This window comes from Rhodococcus sp. ACS1, from assembly GCF_002300155.1.
Lineage (GTDB): Bacteria > Actinomycetota > Actinomycetes > Mycobacteriales > Mycobacteriaceae > Rhodococcus_F > Rhodococcus_F koreensis.
In genome coordinates this window covers 1,173,273-1,189,024 of record NZ_NSDZ01000001.1, presented here as the reverse complement: position 1 = coordinate 1,189,024, position 15,752 = coordinate 1,173,273, and the positions used below count along the sequence as shown (strand labels likewise).

The window sequence follows — 15,752 nt, the reverse complement described above, 5'->3', positions numbered from 1 at the left end:
CCACTTTCAGCTTGGATCTGTCGGGATACGCGGAGCCACGCGCTAGTCGCGGCCGAGGCGCTGCAGCAACGCGGACTTGATCGCCGGACGTCCCGCTGCGACGAGTGTGAAGGTGGCTTCACGCATCAGTCGTTCCGCCGTATTTCCCACGAGCAGTGCGGAACTGCCCTTCGCGGTGACGAGGGCGGTGGCGGTACGGATGGCGAGTTCCGAAGCACGGGCGCGCGCTTCGGCGATCTCCGCCCGGCCTTCGAGTGCCGCGTTCAGGTCGAGACGTGCCCGGGCAGCCTGCTCCTCGAACGGGTCCGCGTCGACGCCGAGGGCTTCCAGTTCGCTGATCGCCCGCCGGGTGATTCCCATCGCCATGCATCCGTTGATCCACGACCCGAACAGTTGGCTCTTCGCGAAGTCCTCGGGGGAGACGACGGCGCTCACCAGATCCCGCGGTACGGCGAGCCCGTCGAATTTCAGCCGGACCGTGTTCGACCCCCGCGCCGCGATCAGCGGGAGTTCCTCGGCGGTGAGTCCGCGCAAAGGTTGTGCGGGAATGATGACGTGCACGATGGAGTCGTCGAATTCGTCGCGCGCCGATACCTGGAGCAGATCGACGATGCCCCAGCCGGTGACGAACGGCGACACCCCGTCGAGCACGTAGCCGTCGTCGACGCTGCGCGCCCACAGGGTGGGCGGGACGGGAATCGCTCCGGCCAGAGCGACGCCGGCCCGCACCGTGCCGTCGACGAGTCCGTCGAGGTACCGATCCTGCAGGGTCGTGTTCGGTGAACCGGCGAGACCGGCGACGACGCCGTGATGCTGCATCCACGTGAACGCCGTCGCGAGGCAACCGCCGCACAACGTCTCCATCACGTCGACCAGCACCGACGGCGTCACTCCCTCTTCGCCGGGTGCCGCGAGTCCGTAGAAGCCGTCGGCGGCGAGAGTCTCGAAGTGACTGTCGGGAATCTCGCCGTCGGCATCGACGCTGTCGGCCACCGGGAACAGCACGTTCTCGGCGATCTCACGCGCCATCTCGGTCCAGTTGCTCACGCCCCGAGAGTAGCCGGTCGACGCTGCCGATCAGGTGAACTCCACCCCCTGCGCGAGCGGGAGTCGATCGGAGTAATTGACGGTGTTCGTCGCGCGGCGCATGTAGGCCTTCCACGCGTCGGATCCGGACTCGCGTCCGCCGCCCGTCTCCTTCTCGCCGCCGAACGCCCCGCCGATCTCCGCCCCCGACGTGCCGATGTTGACGTTCGCGATGCCGCAGTCGGAACCGTCTGCCGCCAGGAACCTCTCGGCCTCGCGCTGATCGGTGGTGAAGATCGACGACGAGAGTCCCTGGGGCACTTCGTTGTGCAACGCGATCGCCTGGTCGAAGTCTTCGTAGGTGAGCACGTAGAGGATCGGTGCGAACGTCTCCTCCTGCACCACCGACGTCTGCGCGGGCATCCGGACGAGGGCGGGCGAGACGTAGTAGGCGGAGTCGCTGCCACCGCTGCGTTCGCCACCGCAGACGACGGTCCCGCCGTCGGCGCGGGCCTTGTCCAACGCGGTCTGCATGGCGTCGAACGCGGAGCGGTTCACCAGCGGACCGACGAGGACGCCGTCGTCGAACGGGTTCCCGACCTTCAGCTGGCCGTACGCCGAAGAGATGCGCTCCACCAGTTCGTCGGCGACGGACGAGTGCACGATCAGCCGTCGCAGCGACGTGCAGCGTTGTCCCGCGGTGCCCGCGGCGGAGAACACGACGCCCCGCACGGTCAGATCGAGATCGGCGGACGGTGCCACCACCGCCGCATTGTTGCCGCCCAGTTCGAGCAGGCATTTACCGAAGCGCGCGGCGACGCGCGGTCCCACGGCGCGACCCATCCGCACCGAACCGGTGGCGCTGACCAACGCGACGCGTGCGTCGTCGACGAGCCGTTCGCCGACGTCCCCCGCACCCTGGATCAGGGCGTGGATCCCGGCGGGTGCACCGACGTCCCGGGCGGCGCGCGCCAGCAGGGCGTCGCACGCGATCGCCGTCAGCGGCGTCCGGTCCGACGGCTTCCACACCACCGTGTCACCGCAGACCAGCGCGACCGCGGTGTTCCACGACCACACGGCCACCGGGAAGTTGAACGCCGAGATCACCCCGACGACTCCCAGCGGATGCCACGTCTCCATCAGCCGATGTCCCGGACGTTCCGACGCCATCGTCTTGCCGTACAACTGGCGGGACAGTCCGACCGCGAATTCGCAGATGTCGATCATCTCCTGCACTTCGCCCTGCGCCTCGGACGGAATCTTGCCTGCCTCGAGGGTGACCAGTTCCGCCAGATCGGTCTTGTGTTCCGTCAGGAGCTGACCCAGACGGCGCACCACGGCGCCGCGCTGGGGGGCAGGGACGGAACGCCATTCGAGGAAGGCCTCGTGGGCCGCGGTGATCGCCCGGTCCACGTCCTCCGCGCTGCTCGCCGTCACCGTGCGCAGTTCGGTCCCGGTGATCGGTGTGCGCGCGACGAGCGGTCCCCCGCCGTCGGTGATCTCGGCACCGCACCTGATCAGTGCTTGCTCGGCGCGTCGGCACAACTCCTCGGGGGCGGGAAGGTTCACGATGCTGTCCTCTCTCGGGAATGGTCCTGCTGCTGTCGGTAGAGCATGAACGGGTCGTGCACGGCCCGGCCGAGTGTCTCGGAGAGCCACGGTAGGTGGTCGGGGCCGGAGCCGACCGGCATCGGCGGGAAGTCCTCATAGAGGATCGGCTCCGCGCCGGTGCGGCGGTGCGTGAAGTACGCCAGCCCGCCGGCCTCCAGTTCCGCTTCCGTCTGCGGAATTTCGTCGTCGCCGTGGGCGGCGTACAGTTCCTGTCCTTCGGGTGTCAGTGCCATGCCACGTGATTCCGCCACGAGGACGCCGCCCGGTGTGCCGGCGGCGCCGAACGACACCCGTCGCACCAGGACGTCCGGGCCGCCCCGTGCGGGCCGAGGGCCGGTGCCGTCGATCCTTCTCAGGCCGTGCCGCGCCGACCGACGGCACAGGTCGTCGATGTCGAAGACTCGCGGTGCGAGGTGCACGACCCGCACGCCCGTGCGCCCACCGAGGCCGGCGGCGACGGGTGCGACGCGTTCGAGCGCGGAGAGCCAGGATCGGTCGGCCGCGGTGTCCGACGGTGCGAACGCCGTGACCGCGAGCGCGACGAACCGTTCCGCCGTCGGCGCGGTCAGCCCGCCCTCCTCGGTCGCGAGTGCGGCCAGGTGCAACAGCTCCGTGGGAAACACGCTGCGGGCGGCGAGGACATTCTCGAGGCGGTGCTGCAGATCACCGTCGAAGAACCGGCGATCGGCCGTGGTGAGCATCGACGTGAACATCCCGAACGGGTTGCGGGCCAGTTCGATCGGGTCGACGGGACGGAACCCCGTCGAGACGACGGGCGCCGGCTCGGGTGCGTCGCGCCGGTCGTAGCAGCCGACGGGGTGCATCCCGAAGCCCGAGAACAGGATGGCGGCCTGATGAAGCTCCGTGGGTCCGCCCAAGCGGATCGCGCCGTGGCGCTCCACGGTGATCCGGGCAAGGCCACCCCGGCGTTCGGCGCCGGCCGGGTTTCTCGCTGCGAAGTCCGCGTTGACCTCTTCGGCCACCTCGACCAGCGTGTCGTAGGCGGGCACCGTCCGGCCGTACGCCGCGCCCAGTGCGCGGGCGAAGCGGGCGCGGAGCTCCCACGTTTCAACCATGATGCACCTCCGCTGGGCTAGCCTGCGCTGGTGGTGGAATCTTTCCGTAGCGACGCACCCCATACTCCTCTCGACGACATCGATCGGGTACTGATGCAGGAGCTGGTGGCCGACGGCCGGGCGACCCTGGCGACACTCGCCGAGAAGGCCGGGCTGTCGATCTCCGCGGTGCAGTCGAGGGTACGCAGGCTCGAGGCCCGCAAAGTGATCCGCGGGTACACCGCGAAGATCGATCCGGATGCGCTCGGGCACGGTCTGTCCGCATTCGTCGCGATCACCCCTCTCGATCCGTCGCAGCCCGACGACGCGCCCGCCCGATTGCGGAACCTCCCCGCGATCGAGGCGTGCCACTCGGTCGCGGGGGAGGAGAGCTACGTGCTGCTGGTGCGCGTCGCCTCGCCGCGGGAGCTGGAACACCTGCTGCAGGAGATCCGCGCCACCGCCAACGTGCATACGCGCAGCACCATCATCTTGCAAACATTTTACGACAAGTGAGCCCCGTACCGGATATGTTGCCGAATCGTCGCCGGCAGACAGGAATTTTGACGTAATCTCTCGGTATGAGCACAGCGATTCGTTTTACCGGAGATGGGGGCGAGCTGCCGGCGAGCCAGGTGCACGACGTGCTGCGCGAGCGCATTCTGGTCGACGGGTTCGACCTGGTGCTCGACCTGGACCGCTCACGCGGCACGCATCTCGTCGACCTGCGGGACGGCACCAGCTATCTGGACATGTTCGGATTCTTCGCGTCATCGGCCCTCGGGATGAACCACCCCGCACTGGCGGACGACGACGCGTTTCGCCGGGAACTGGCGGCGGCGGCGATCAACAAACCGAGCAACTCCGACATCTACACCGTCCCGATGGCACGGTTCGTCGAGACGTTCGCCCGGGTGCTGGGCGATCCCGCACTACCGCACCTCTTCTTCATCGACGGTGGCGCGCTCGCCGTCGAGAACGCGCTGAAGGCGGCGTTCGACTGGAAGAGCAGGCTCAACGAGAGCCGGGGCCTCGACCCGGCACTCGGCACGAAGGTGCTCCATCTGACCGAGGCCTTCCACGGGCGCAGCGGATACACCATGTCGCTCACCAACACCGAGCCCGGCAAGGTGGCGCGGTACCCGAAGTTCGACTGGCCGCGTATCGACTCCCCGTACCTCGCGGACGGGCGGGACGTCGAGGAAGCCGAACGGCACGCACTGGATCAGGCGCGTCGCGCGTTCGCCGAGAACCCCTCGGACGTGGCCTGTTTCATCGCCGAGCCGATCCAGGGTGAGGGTGGAGACCACCACTTCCGCCCGGAATTCTTCCAGGCGATGGAGGCACTCTGCCGCGAGAACGACGCCCTCTTCGTCTTCGACGAGGTGCAGACCGGCTGCGGTCTCACCGGAACCGCCTGGGCGTACCAGCAACTGGGGGTGCACCCCGACGTCGTCGCGTTCGGCAAGAAGACCCAGGTCTGCGGAATCATGGCCGGCGGCAGGGTGGACGAGATCCCCGACAACGTGTTCGCCGTCAGCTCGCGGATCAACTCGACCTGGGGCGGCAACCTTACCGACATGGTGCGGTCCCGCCGGATCCTCGAGATCGTCGAGGAGGACAGGCTCGTCGACCGGGCCCGGATGACGGGGGCGCACCTTCTCGGACGGCTCCGGGAACTCGCGCGGGCGAACGCCGACGTGACCGAGCCGCGGGGGCGGGGCCTGATGTGCGCGATCACGCTTCCCACCCCGCAGCGGCGGGACCGGGTCGTCGCGGACCTGAGGGACCGGGAGCGGGTGCTGATCCTGCCCACCGGCAAGTGCGGGATCAGGTTCCGTCCACCGCTGACGGTGACGACCGCGGAACTCGACGCCGCCGTGGATGCACTGGCACGGGTGCTGGGCGGTACCGTCGACGCATGACGCCGATTCCGCTCACGTCCGTGCCCAATCTGCGAGACGTCGGCGGATACCGAACCGGGGACGGCGCGAAGGTGCGCACCGGTGTGTTCTACCGTTCGACCGATCTCAGCCGGGTCGCGGACGCGGACATGCCGCTGCTCGACGGCCTCGGGATCCGGACGGTGTACGACCTGCGGACCGCCGACGAGCGTGACGCGGCCCCCGACATACTCCCGAACGGGGCCCGCGCAGTCGCGTTGGACGTGCTCGCCGACAAGGGGATCCGCTCGATCCCCGCGCAGATGCTGCAGGTGATCGCCGACCCGATGATCGCCGAACGCGAACTCGGCGGTGGACGCGCCATCGAGTATTTCGAGGGCAGCTACCGCGATTTCGTCGCGATGCCCAGTGCGGTGTCCTCGTACCGGGAACTGTTCGGCGGTCTGGCGTCGAACGGCAACACGCCGGCCCTCGTACACTGCACCACGGGGAAGGACCGGACGGGGTGGGCCACGGCGGCGCTGCTGCTGCTCCTCGGGGTCGCCGAGGACGACGTGTTCCACGACTACCTGCTGACCAACGAACTCCTGCTGCCGGCGTTCGCGGGCGTGTTCGAGAAATTCGTCGACGCGGGTGGAGATCCGGCGCTGCTCGAGCCCGTGCTCGGGGTCCGCGAGCAGTATCTGCAGGTGTCGCTGGCCGTCATGCGCGAGCGTTACGGGACGGTCGAGCGGTACTTCTCCGACGGACTCGGCCTCGACGCGGGAGTTCAGACTCTGCTGCGGGAGCGCATGATCGCGGACTGAGCGGACAACCCGATCGCCACACCCACCATGTCCGCGCAGAGATCCCAGACCGAACCGTGCCTGCCGATCGGCAGCACGCCCTGCAGTATCTCGGTGATCACCGCGAACGCCGCGAGCCAGAGCACCGTGATCCGTGGCGTCAGAAGGGCATACCGGGAGGCGGCCGCCAGCGCCGCGAACAGCAGCGTGTGCACCACCTTGTCGGCATGTTCGGGACCCGACGGTGTCGCGGACGCGGGAGACAACAACATCACCAGCGCCAGCACGGTGAGGGCCGCCACCGGAACGGAACGCATGATCACCGCTGGACCGTGAACCCCAGTGCGCCCTCCGCAAACCGTTGCACCGCATCCGATCCGCTCGCGAGCGCGTCCTCGTGACCGGCCCGCGCCCACCCGGTGAGGGTCGCGGATTCACCGGACGGAGTGAGCCCCACCTCGGCGAGCAGTTCGCCGGTGTTGGGCTGGCAGATCGCCCACGAATAGTGCTCGTCGCTCAGCCACTGCGCCGTGCGGCGGGCGATGTAGCCGGGTTCGGTAATTCCACCGTCCGCGAGCGCCGGACGGTCGTTGACGCGCTCGTCCTCGCGCAGTGCGCGCAGATACCAGCCGCCTGCATTGACCTCCACCGGTTCCATGTCAGCGGTCCCGGTCGCGGCGGCCGCGGCGACGATCTCGATCGTGCCGGTCGTCGCGGGTGCCGAACAGGATGGCGCCGGCGGCAGGGATCATCAGGAAGAACAGCCAGCTGTTGTCGACGGGGACGACGAAGAACAGCACGAGGGCGATGAGCGGGATCACCGACATCACGATGCGACGCCAGTTCTGGTCGTGGCCGGTGTCCGCTCCGTCGGCCTTGGCGGGCGCGGCGGCCGTGGTCGCGGGAAGGTCGGTGAACACTCGATCGAGTTCGCCGCGGGTGGTGGCATTCGTGACCGCGAGACTGCGCTCGTCGAACTCGGGGACCGTCAGACGGCCCGCGGCGAAGTGTTCGCTCAACGAGTTCAGGGCCTGCTCACGTTCGGCTGTGCCGATACGGATCTCGGGAACGTCAGACATGCGTACAGACTACTGTGAGTCCTTCTCGACCCCGGGGCCGAGAAGGACTCACGAGTGGTGCAGGCGCCTACTTGAGCTCGGCGAGGACGGTGCCCTGGGTGATGGCGGAGCCGGGTTCGACGGCGAGGCCGGTGACGGTGCCGGCCTTGTGGGCGTTGACGGGGTTTTCCATTTTCATGGCCTCGAGGACGGCGATGAGGTCGCCCTCTTCGACTTGCTGGCCTTCTTCGACGGCGACCTTGACGACGGTGCCCTGCATGGGGGCGGTGACGGCGTCACCGGAGGCGGCGCCGCCGTGGGCGCCGCCGCGGGTGCGGGCCTTGGGCTTCTTACGGACCGCACCGGCCGGGGCACCCGCGCCGCCGGTGCCGAGGGTGAACTGGCCGGGCAGCGACACCTCGACGCGGCGGCCGCCGACCTCGACGACGACGTTCTGCCGGGGCAGGGTGTCCTCGTCGTCGAGCGGGGCTGCGCCGGTGAAGGGTTCGATCTGGTTGTCCCATTCGGTTTCGATCCACTTGGTGTAGACGTCGAATGAGGTGCCGTCGCCGATGAAGGCGGGGTCGGAGACGATGGCCCGGTGGAACGGGATGACGGTGGCGAGGCCTTCGACCTGGAATTCGGCGAGGGCGCGGCGGGCCCGGGCGAGGGCTTCGTCGCGGGTGGCGCCGGTGACGATCAGTTTGGCGAGCATGGAGTCGAACTGGCCGCCGATCACGGATCCGGTTTCGACGCCGGAGTCCATCCGGACGCCGGGGCCGGTGGGGGGCACGAACTTGGTGACCGGTCCGGGGGCGGGCAGGAAGCCGCGGCCGGCGTCCTCACCGTTGATGCGGAATTCGAAGGCGTGGCCGCGGGGGGTGGGGTCCTCGAGGATGTCGAGGTGGTCGCCGTTGGCGATCTTGAACTGTTGCAGCACCAGGTCGATGCCGGCGGTTTCTTCGGTGACGGGGTGTTCGACCTGCAGGCGGGTGTTGACCTCGAGGAAGGAGACGGTGTCGCCCTGGACGAGGTATTCGACGGTGCCGGCGCCGTAGTAGCCGGCCTCTGTGCAGATGGCCTTGGCGGAGCTGTGGATGCGGTTGCGTTGGTCGTCGGTGAGGAACGGGGCGGGGGCCTCCTCGACGAGTTTCTGGAAGCGGCGCTGCAGGGAGCAGTCGCGGGTGCCGGCGACGATGACGTTGCCGTGCTGGTCGGCGATGACCTGCGCTTCGACGTGCCGGGCCTTGTCCAGATACTGTTCGACGAAGCATTCGCCGCGGCCGAACGCGGCGACGGCCTCGCGGGTGGCGGAGTCGAACAGTTCGGGGATTTCCTCGATGGTGTGCGCGACCTTCATGCCGCGGCCGCCGCCGCCGAAGGCGGCCTTGATGGCGACGGGGACGCCGTATTCCTTCGCGAAGGCGACGACCTCGTCGGCGTTGCGGACGGGGTCCTTGGTGCCGGCGGCCATCGGGGCCTTCGCCTTTTCGGCGATGTGGCGGGCGGTGACCTTGTCGCCGAGGTCGCGGATCGATTGCGGGGAGGGGCCGATCCAGATCAGGCCGGCGTCGAGGACGGCCTGGGCGAAGTCGGCGTTTTCGGAGAGGAAGCCGTAGCCGGGGTGGATGGCGTCGGCGCCGGACTTGTTGGCGGCGTCCAAAATTTTGTCGAACACCAGGTAGGACTCGGCGGAGGTCTGTCCGCCGAGGGCGAAGGCTTCGTCGGCCAGGTGCACGAACGGGGCGTCGGCGTCGGGTTCGGCGTAGACGGCGACGCTGCCGTACCCGGCGTCGGCGGCGGCCCGGATCACCCGCACTGCGATCTCACCGCGGTTCGCGACGAGCACCTTCGTGATGTGCGCGCTGGCATGACTGGGCACTGAGCCTCCTGTGGTTCGCATGGTCTGTCTCCGCGGTGGTCCCCGGGGGTGTTCACCGGCGGTGGGTTACGGCATCACTTCGGAGTCTAGGCACCGAACCGATCGGTGTTGCCACCGGACCGAATATTGCCGTCAGGCCTGTCCGACGCTCCGCAACCCTACCGAAGGGTAGCTGGTTGAAACCTGTTCCAGTTGCCGGCGGAGGCTCGCGACCCACGTGTGGACGCTCGCGGCGGCGATGTCGTTGCCCGGATATCGGACCGCCAGATTGACGCCGCGGGGGGTGCGATTGATCCAGGCGTACACGTCGTGGGTGTACTGCCGGCTCCGCAGCGCCCGGGCGTTGCGCTCGTGCCAGCGGCCCGCTTCGGGCACGAACCGGACGTCCATGTAGGAGACGACGAAGCGCGGCCGGATGGGGATGTCGAGTTCCTTCTCGATCTGGTCGAACGGGACCACCGAGATCGGTTTCGTCCGGGCCACGCTGTCGGCGGCCTCGCGGGCGACGGCGGCGAAGTCGTCCGAGGTCACCTCGAAGTCGATCGGGCTCAGACCCACGAACCAGCCCAGTGCGGACGCCCACTGCGGGGAGTGCCGGGTATGGACCGGGGTGACCGTCCGAAAGCGGTCATCGCCCGCCACTTCCGCGCCGGCCAGGCCGAGGCACGCGAGCAGGCCGGGGAAGAACCCCACATCCGCCTCGCGGCACGCCGAATTGAACGCCGCCGCCTGGTCGGCGTCGAGTATCCAGGCGGACAGGTTCTGCTGCGCATACGACGTGCGCGGGCCGACTTTCAGGGGGAACTCGGGGAGTCCCGGCCCCTCGAGTGCGGACCGCCACACGTCGAGCGCCTCACGCTTCACCTCGGCGTCGGTGGAGGTCTCACGCTCCTCGCGGCCGAAGTCGATGTAGCTGCCGACGGGGAACAGGTTGGCTGTGCGACCGGACAGCGCCTGCTCGTACAGGGCGGTCAACTCGTGGGCGACGAGCACGATGGAGAACCCGTCGATGATCGAGTGATCCGCCGCGAAGAACACCGTGAACCGGTCGCGTTGCACGGTTTCCAGCGTCGCGAAGACGTACGACGGCCAACTGTGCGGCGAGGCGTACTCGTCGAACAGTTGCTGCAGGTGCGCGAAGTTGTCGCCCCCGGCGGCGTCGTAACCGTGGCTGACGACCCCCACGTGCAGCCCGCCCTGCGGCACGGTCCGCCGGCACACCCGCTCGGTCTCCGTGTCGAACGTCGTGTGCGAGCGCAGCACCTCGTGACGATCGGTCCACTTCTCCAGTGCGGTCCGGAACGCGGTGACGTTCAGTGCGCCGTGGATCTCGAATGCGGTGCCCAGCCAGGATTCGCGACCCTCGGCATCGGCGCACCGGCGCAGATGCGCCTCGTGGATGTACGAAGCCGGACGGGGATCGTCCACCCACTCCGAGCGGGCGCACGGCAGCCATTCGGTGAGCGCACCCACCGGAACGGGGTAGTCGGCAAGTTCGGTGAATTCCATCGGTATGTGTTCAGACCCTGCCTAGCCGCGAAGATGCCGCTTGATTCGCGCGAGCATCGCCGACATGCCGCGCAGCCGCAGCGGACTGACGGCGTCGGCGAGCCCGAGCGCGGAGTAGAAATCGTCCGGAACGCCGAGGATGGTGACAGCACTGTGCCCATCCAGGCCCTGGTGGAGGATCGACGCGAAACCCCGCGTCGTCGGTGCCTCCGCGGGCGCGCTGAAGTGCAGTCGCACGTGCTCCGGATCGGAGTCGTCGACCGAAAGGAACAGCGGAGACTGGCACTCCGGCACCGGTTCCATCGCGTCCTGCTCGAGTTCGGCAGGCAGGGCCGCCAGTTCGCGGCTGAATTCCAGCAGCAACTGCAGCTTGTCCGAGCCGTCGACGGCGGCGAAGTCGTCGACGATCTCGGCAAGCGAATCGGGTAGTTCGGTCATGACGTTGCGCCGGGAACGTCTCCCGGCTCTTCACCCCTGACGATCGGAACGCGAACCATGTTGCCCCATTCCGTCCACGAACCGTCGTAGTTGCGGACATTGGGGTAACCGAGCAGGTGGGTGAGGACGAACCAGGTGTGACTGGAACGCTCACCGATCCGGCAGTACGCCACGATGTCGTCGTCGGCGGACACCCCGCCGTAGATCTCGTTCAGTTCACCGCGCGAACGGAAACGGCTGTCGGGTGCCGCGGCCTTGGCCCACGGAATGCTCTGCGCGCTCGGGATGTGGCCGCCGCGGAGGGCGCCCTCTTCCGGGTAGTCGGGCATGTGGGTGCGCTCGCCGGTGTACTCCTGCGGCGAACGGACGTCGATCAGCGGTCCCTTGCCGAGGTGATCGAGGACGTCGTCCTTGAACGCGCGGATCGGGGCGTCGTTGCGCTCGACCACCGGGTAGTCGGTGGGGGAGGTCTCGGGGACGTCGAACGCGGTGTCCCGGTTCTCGGCGATCCACGCGTCGCGGCCGCCGTCGAGGAGACGGACGTCCTCGTGTCCGAACAGCGTGAACACCCACAGGGCGTACGCCGCCCACCAGTTGCTCTTGTCGCCGTAGATCACGACGGTGTCGTCGCGGCTGATGCCCTTGCGGCTCATCAGCTCGGCGAACTGCTCCCCGTTGATGTAGTCACGCGTCACCGGATCGTTGAGATCGAGGTGCCAGTCGACCTTGACGGCGCCGGGGATGTGACCGACGTCGTAGAGGAGCACATCCTCGTCCGATTCCACGACCTTGAGGCCGGGTGTGCCCAGATTCGCGGACAGCCACTCCGTCGACACGAGCCGACCGGGATTGGCGTACTCGGCGAAGGACTGGGTGGGATCTGGCGCTACGGGCACGGGTGGGCTCCTGGGGCAGATGCGACGGGGACGGATCAATTCTAGGCGGACGCCGGAAGTTCTTCCGACCGGCGTTCACACTTACCTTCCGCACAGGGTGAGGACGTGAGGGCGGGCGCGTAGATTCGCACCCGAACGGAGGCCCCATGCCCGACATCGCGACGCGCGCCGACCTGGAACTGCTGCTCCGGCACTTCTACGGCCGGGCATTCGCCGACCCGGTCCTCGAACCGGTATTCGAGACGCTCATGGTGATCGGCCTGGACGACCACCTGCCCGTCATGTGCGACTTCTGGGAGACGATCCTGCTGCGCACCGGCATCTACCGCGGCAGCGTCGGTGCCGTGCACCGGGCGCTGCACGGCAGGCACGGATTCACCGACCGGCACTTCGACCGCTGGGTCGAGCTGTGGACGTCCAGCGTCGACGAGTTGTTCCTCGGCGACGTCGCGCAGCAGGCCAAAGTCGAGGCGGCCAGGATCGCAGTCGGGATGCGGCTACGGCTGTTCGAGCCCTCCGGTGGTCAGACGACCGGAGTGCCCTCCAGGCTCAGCTGACTGGTGAGCTCCGCGATGGGAGTGACACCGTTCTCGCAGACGTCGTGCATGATCTCCCGCAGCCGTACCAGGAACTCCGTGACCGCGCGCCGTGCCGTCGGCGTCTCGGGGAACCGCGACCGCAGCGCGAGACCCCGCTGGGTGCGTGAGATCCAGAACTGGGCATCGTCCGCGACCGTCACGTTGCTGATGTGATGGGCGTTCAGTTCGTCGTGGTCGTCGGTGCCCGGCAGCTTGCGGTAGTCGATGTAGGAGACCATGAACACATCGGTGCGGGTCCGGCGATATCCGTCACCGAGCGCCTCCCGCACCTGGGCCATCGTGACGCCCTTGAGCGTGAGCGCCGTGCGGAACGAGGCGTGGGTGTGCGCCAGCGAGGCTTGGAAGTCGCAGTCGGGCGTCAGTTCGACCGTCAGCGGCGCGCTCGTCGTGAGCCACCCGATCGCGTTGGCCCACTGCGGGTCCTGGCGGATGTGCAGCGGAAACTGCAACGGCATCCGGTCGGTGCCATCGATCGACTGCACGGCCAGGCCCATCGCGGTGAGCGTCCCCGTGAACAGGCTTCCCCCGGAGTCCAGGCAGATCTCCTCGAACCGGTCGGTGTCCGCGGCATCGAGGAGGGGACGCACGTCGGCGCCCTGCGGGGCGGGCCTACCGGCCTCGACACCCAGATCGAGCGGGAAACTGGGCGCGGTGCCGCCGCAGCGCTCGTAGAAGCGGGCCCATTCCCGCACCCGGGGGTCGCCGATCTCGGTGACCGGCGCCTCGGCCTCGAGTTCGCAGTACCGCAGGAAGCTCCCCGGATCACCGAGTTCCTCCGTCAGCTCCGCTTCGGTGAGTACACCCGAGCGGCCCAGCCCGATGATTCGCTGATAGATCTGCCGGAGTTCGCCCAGCGCGATGACGAGCGAATACCCGTCGACGAGCGTGTGATCGAACGCACTGACCACGGTGTAGTGCGAGTCGCGCTCGATGGTCGCGAACAAGTAGGCGGGGAACGTCAGCGGATCGCACGCCTCGGTGAACCGGTACCGCAGATGGTCGCGGAGCTCGTGCGGTGACGTCGTCACCGAGGACTCGGACGCGACGACGGTGATGTCGTCGGGGTCGAGATCCACCCGTGCCATCGCGTCCGGGCTCACGTCGAAGCCGGTCTGCAGCGTGTCGTGACGCCGGATGAAATGCACCAGCGCCTCCGCGAGCGCGTCCCGGTCGAGTCGGCCGGGGAGGTCGAAAGCCGCTGCCATCCAGACGCTTCGGCCGACACCGTGCGTGCGCGCGGTATCGAGATGGAACTGCTGGTTGTACGACGGCGGCACCGCCGAGGCCGACACTTCGCCCGGCGCGACGGACCATTCCGTCACCAGGCCGGGTTCGAGCATGTACCGGTCGATGGACGTGACGTGCACTACTCCGCCCCTGTGGCAGTCGCGGATTCCGCGGCCGCCGGCGCGAAGGGCGTCACCGTGTAATCGCCGTCGCGTGCCACGGTTTTCATGATGGTCGACAATCGTTCGGCATACGCCGTCACCGATCGGTGCGCCTCCTCGGTGTCCGGATGCGAGACGGCCATCCACGTGCCCTCGAAGACGCGATTGATCCAGATCGACGCGATCTGGGTGGCCTTGCCACCTACGATGCCGGTCGCGCGGGTCGACGTGAAATTCTCGGTCTGCGGCAACCGCCGGCCGTCGATGTACGACACGATCGGCGGCGGTGCGAGCGTGGTGTGCTGCGACGTCGCCTCGGGGCCGGCCTGAGCGAGCACGGTGTCGATCACCTGCTGCACGGACACCTCACCGAGAGCCTTGCCCGAACGGTAGGCGTCCTGCGCGCGCTGAGCGAGTCCCGTGAACGTCGTGGCATCCTCCAGGGCGAACCCGACCGGAATGAGGTTGATGAACCACCCCTGGGACCAGTAGAACTGCGGATCGTTGCGGGTGGTGAGGGGGGACAGCGCCATGTAGCGGTCGCGCCCGACCAACTCGTGTTCGGTGATGGCAAGGGCCGCGAACACGCCGCCGATGAAGTTGGAACCGTGGGCCTTGCACACGGCACCGAACCGCTCGCACTCGTCGGCGTCGGCGAGGTCGAACCGGCTGCCGATGGCCGGTTTGGGTTCGTCGGAGGCGCCGAGGTCGAGGGGAAAGCTCGGGAAGGTTCCGCCGTTGCGGGTGAGGTGGCCGATCCAGCCGTGGACCTCGGGGGAGGCGAGGGTCAGCGTCGCCGCCTTCTCCCGTTCCCGCCGGCTGTACTCCACGTAGCTTCCCGGGTCCGGCAGTTCGGGCTCCGCGCCGTCGAGTTCGGCCCGATAGAGGATCCGGGTCTCGGCAAACGTGAGGATCATCGACTGCATGTCGGTGTGCGCGTGATCGACGGCGTGGAACAGGGTGAAGCTGTCCTCGCTCCCGGGAACCCCGGTGTCGTAGTGCTCCACCACCCCGAACACGAATGCAGGCCAGGCCAACGCGCTCGTATCGTTCGCGAAGCGCGCGGCGATGTGGTCGCGGACCTGTTCAGGGGTGGTGAGGGTCTCGCCCTCGTGTGCCGTGAGCGCGATGGAGTCGGCAGGCACGACGTGCCGTCGGACGGCGTTGGCGGTGTCCGTGGGGTCGGCGTCCGCGTTCTCGAACGAGAACCAGCTGTGCAGCGTGTCGTGCCGTAGGACGTAACGCTCCAGGGTGCGGGTCATCGCGGCGGTGTCGAGGCGGCCCGGAAAGTCGAAGGCGATGCCGATCCACGGGGACTGGGTCTCGCCGTTGTTCGCCGCCAGCCGGGCCCGCCGCAGATGCCGTTCCTGCATGGTGGTCGGCAGTGCCGGATCGACCGGCGCCTCGGCAGCCGCACGTGCACTCGCGTCCGTGACTTTCCACTCGACGACCCGCCCAGGCTCTGGCTTCCAGTGGGTGATCAAGTTCAAGTCCATCGAGCGGCTCCTGGTGTCGAATTCGAGTTGCGAGGTCGATCGGGTGTGGCACGGACTTCTCGCAACAGGATGCGGCACCGAGTGCCTTACCGCGAGAGGTAACGA

16 protein-coding genes are annotated in these 15,752 nt (G+C 68.2%); 4 read left to right on the top strand and 12 right to left on the bottom strand.

Features of this window, described 5'->3' with window-relative positions:
• Positions 1 to 42: 42 nt before the first annotated feature.
• Genes CJ179_RS05715 through CJ179_RS05705 form a run of 3 tightly spaced genes read right to left on the bottom strand, consistent with a single transcriptional unit; the run spans position 43 to position 3,713 of the window.
• Positions 43 to 1,047, bottom strand: coding sequence for an acyl-CoA dehydrogenase family protein (locus tag CJ179_RS05715; RefSeq protein WP_083395564.1), 1,005 nt, complete (start codon positions 1,045 to 1,047; stop codon positions 43 to 45).
• Between the two features lie 30 nt (positions 1,048 to 1,077).
• A complete protein-coding gene (locus CJ179_RS05710) occupies positions 1,078 to 2,595 on the bottom strand; it encodes an aldehyde dehydrogenase family protein (RefSeq protein ID WP_072949043.1) in 1,518 nt (505 codons plus the stop codon).
• Positions 2,592 to 3,713, bottom strand: coding sequence for a 2-oxoadipate dioxygenase/decarboxylase family protein (locus CJ179_RS05705; RefSeq protein WP_095860869.1), 1,122 nt, complete (start codon positions 3,711 to 3,713; stop codon positions 2,592 to 2,594). The genes CJ179_RS05710 and CJ179_RS05705 overlap by 4 nt, the downstream gene beginning before the upstream one ends.
• Positions 3,714 to 3,743: 30 nt before the next feature.
• On the opposite strand from CJ179_RS05705, the gene CJ179_RS05700 reads away from it, so the two are divergent.
• From CJ179_RS05700 to CJ179_RS05690, 3 genes are all read left to right on the top strand, one after another.
• A complete protein-coding gene (locus CJ179_RS05700) occupies positions 3,744 to 4,208 on the top strand; it encodes an Lrp/AsnC family transcriptional regulator (RefSeq protein ID WP_072949047.1) in 465 nt (154 codons plus the stop codon).
• 65 nt (positions 4,209 to 4,273) lie between these two features.
• Positions 4,274 to 5,617 (top strand): L-lysine 6-transaminase, encoded by a 1,344-nt coding sequence (gene lat / locus CJ179_RS05695; protein WP_072949049.1) that lies wholly within the window; start codon positions 4,274 to 4,276, stop codon positions 5,615 to 5,617.
• On the top strand, positions 5,614 to 6,402 hold the full coding sequence (locus CJ179_RS05690; RefSeq protein ID WP_072949051.1) for a tyrosine-protein phosphatase: 789 nt from the start codon (positions 5,614 to 5,616) through the stop codon (positions 6,400 to 6,402). Before lat ends, CJ179_RS05690 begins: the two co-directional genes overlap by 4 nt.
• On the opposite strand, the gene CJ179_RS05685 is transcribed toward CJ179_RS05690, so the two are convergent.
• The 7 genes from CJ179_RS05685 to CJ179_RS05655 form a co-directional block, all read right to left on the bottom strand.
• Positions 6,366 to 6,698 carry a VanZ family protein gene (locus CJ179_RS05685; protein ID WP_072949060.1) on the bottom strand — a complete coding sequence of 111 codons (333 nt, stop codon included), beginning with the start codon at positions 6,696 to 6,698 and terminating at the stop codon, positions 6,366 to 6,368. The two genes, CJ179_RS05690 and CJ179_RS05685, sit on opposite strands and share 37 nt — an antisense overlap.
• A 2-nt stretch (positions 6,699 to 6,700) precedes the next feature.
• A complete protein-coding gene (locus tag CJ179_RS05680) occupies positions 6,701 to 7,039 on the bottom strand; it encodes a hypothetical protein (protein WP_072949053.1) in 339 nt (112 codons plus the stop codon).
• Position 7,040: 1 nt separating this feature from the next.
• Entirely contained in the window at positions 7,041 to 7,460 is a 420-nt protein-coding gene (locus CJ179_RS05675; RefSeq protein ID WP_072949054.1) for a DUF1707 domain-containing protein, read from the bottom strand.
• A 67-nt stretch (positions 7,461 to 7,527) separates the two neighbouring features.
• Positions 7,528 to 9,321 carry an acetyl/propionyl/methylcrotonyl-CoA carboxylase subunit alpha gene (locus CJ179_RS05670; RefSeq protein WP_095860868.1) on the bottom strand — a complete coding sequence of 598 codons (1,794 nt, stop codon included), beginning with the start codon at positions 9,319 to 9,321 and terminating at the stop codon, positions 7,528 to 7,530.
• 132 nt (positions 9,322 to 9,453) lie between these two features.
• Positions 9,454 to 10,830, bottom strand: coding sequence for a condensation domain-containing protein (locus CJ179_RS05665; protein WP_095860867.1), 1,377 nt, complete (start codon positions 10,828 to 10,830; stop codon positions 9,454 to 9,456).
• A gap of 21 nt (positions 10,831 to 10,851) precedes the next feature.
• Entirely contained in the window at positions 10,852 to 11,268 is a 417-nt protein-coding gene (locus CJ179_RS05660; RefSeq protein ID WP_095860866.1) for a SufE family protein, read from the bottom strand.
• A complete protein-coding gene (locus tag CJ179_RS05655; RefSeq protein ID WP_072951493.1) occupies positions 11,265 to 12,164 on the bottom strand; it encodes a sulfurtransferase in 900 nt (299 codons plus the stop codon). Before CJ179_RS05655 ends, CJ179_RS05660 begins: the two co-directional genes overlap by 4 nt.
• Before the next feature lie 146 nt (positions 12,165 to 12,310).
• On the opposite strand from CJ179_RS05655, the gene CJ179_RS05650 reads away from it, so the two are divergent.
• Positions 12,311 to 12,721: a group III truncated hemoglobin gene (locus CJ179_RS05650; RefSeq protein ID WP_095860865.1), complete on the top strand. Its 411-nt coding sequence runs from the start codon at positions 12,311 to 12,313 to the stop codon at positions 12,719 to 12,721.
• Here CJ179_RS05650 and CJ179_RS05645 read toward each other — a convergent pair.
• Together CJ179_RS05645 and CJ179_RS05640 are read right to left on the bottom strand one after the other, a co-directional pair.
• Positions 12,688 to 14,130, bottom strand: coding sequence for a condensation domain-containing protein (locus CJ179_RS05645; RefSeq protein WP_095860864.1), 1,443 nt, complete (start codon positions 14,128 to 14,130; stop codon positions 12,688 to 12,690). The two genes, CJ179_RS05650 and CJ179_RS05645, sit on opposite strands and share 34 nt — an antisense overlap.
• Positions 14,130 to 15,647 (bottom strand): condensation domain-containing protein, encoded by a 1,518-nt coding sequence (locus CJ179_RS05640; RefSeq protein ID WP_095860863.1) that lies wholly within the window; start codon positions 15,645 to 15,647, stop codon positions 14,130 to 14,132. Before CJ179_RS05640 ends, CJ179_RS05645 begins: the two co-directional genes overlap by 1 nt.
• Positions 15,648 to 15,752: the final 105 nt, after the last annotated feature.

Excerpts from the sequence above, each read along its gene's own strand:
- CJ179_RS05640 (WP_095860863.1), bottom strand. The coding sequence starts at position 15,647 with ATGGACTTGAACTTGATCACCCACTGGAAGCCAGAGCCTGGGCGGGTC.
- CJ179_RS05705 (WP_095860869.1), bottom strand. The coding sequence starts at position 3,713 with ATGGTTGAAACGTGGGAGCTCCGCGCCCGCTTCGCCCGCGCACTGGGC.
- lat (WP_072949049.1), top strand. The coding sequence starts at position 4,274 with ATGAGCACAGCGATTCGTTTTACCGGAGATGGGGGCGAGCTGCCGGCG.
- CJ179_RS05650 (WP_095860865.1), top strand. The coding sequence starts at position 12,311 with ATGCCCGACATCGCGACGCGCGCCGACCTGGAACTGCTGCTCCGGCAC.
- CJ179_RS05675 (WP_072949054.1), bottom strand. The coding sequence starts at position 7,460 with ATGTCTGACGTTCCCGAGATCCGTATCGGCACAGCCGAACGTGAGCAG.
- CJ179_RS05690 (WP_072949051.1), top strand. The coding sequence starts at position 5,614 with ATGACGCCGATTCCGCTCACGTCCGTGCCCAATCTGCGAGACGTCGGC.
- CJ179_RS05685 (WP_072949060.1), bottom strand. The coding sequence starts at position 6,698 with ATGCGTTCCGTTCCGGTGGCGGCCCTCACCGTGCTGGCGCTGGTGATG.
- CJ179_RS05680 (WP_072949053.1), bottom strand. The coding sequence starts at position 7,039 with ATGGAACCGGTGGAGGTCAATGCAGGCGGCTGGTATCTGCGCGCACTG.
- CJ179_RS05665 (WP_095860867.1), bottom strand. The coding sequence starts at position 10,830 with ATGGAATTCACCGAACTTGCCGACTACCCCGTTCCGGTGGGTGCGCTC.
- CJ179_RS05660 (WP_095860866.1), bottom strand. The coding sequence starts at position 11,268 with ATGACCGAACTACCCGATTCGCTTGCCGAGATCGTCGACGACTTCGCC.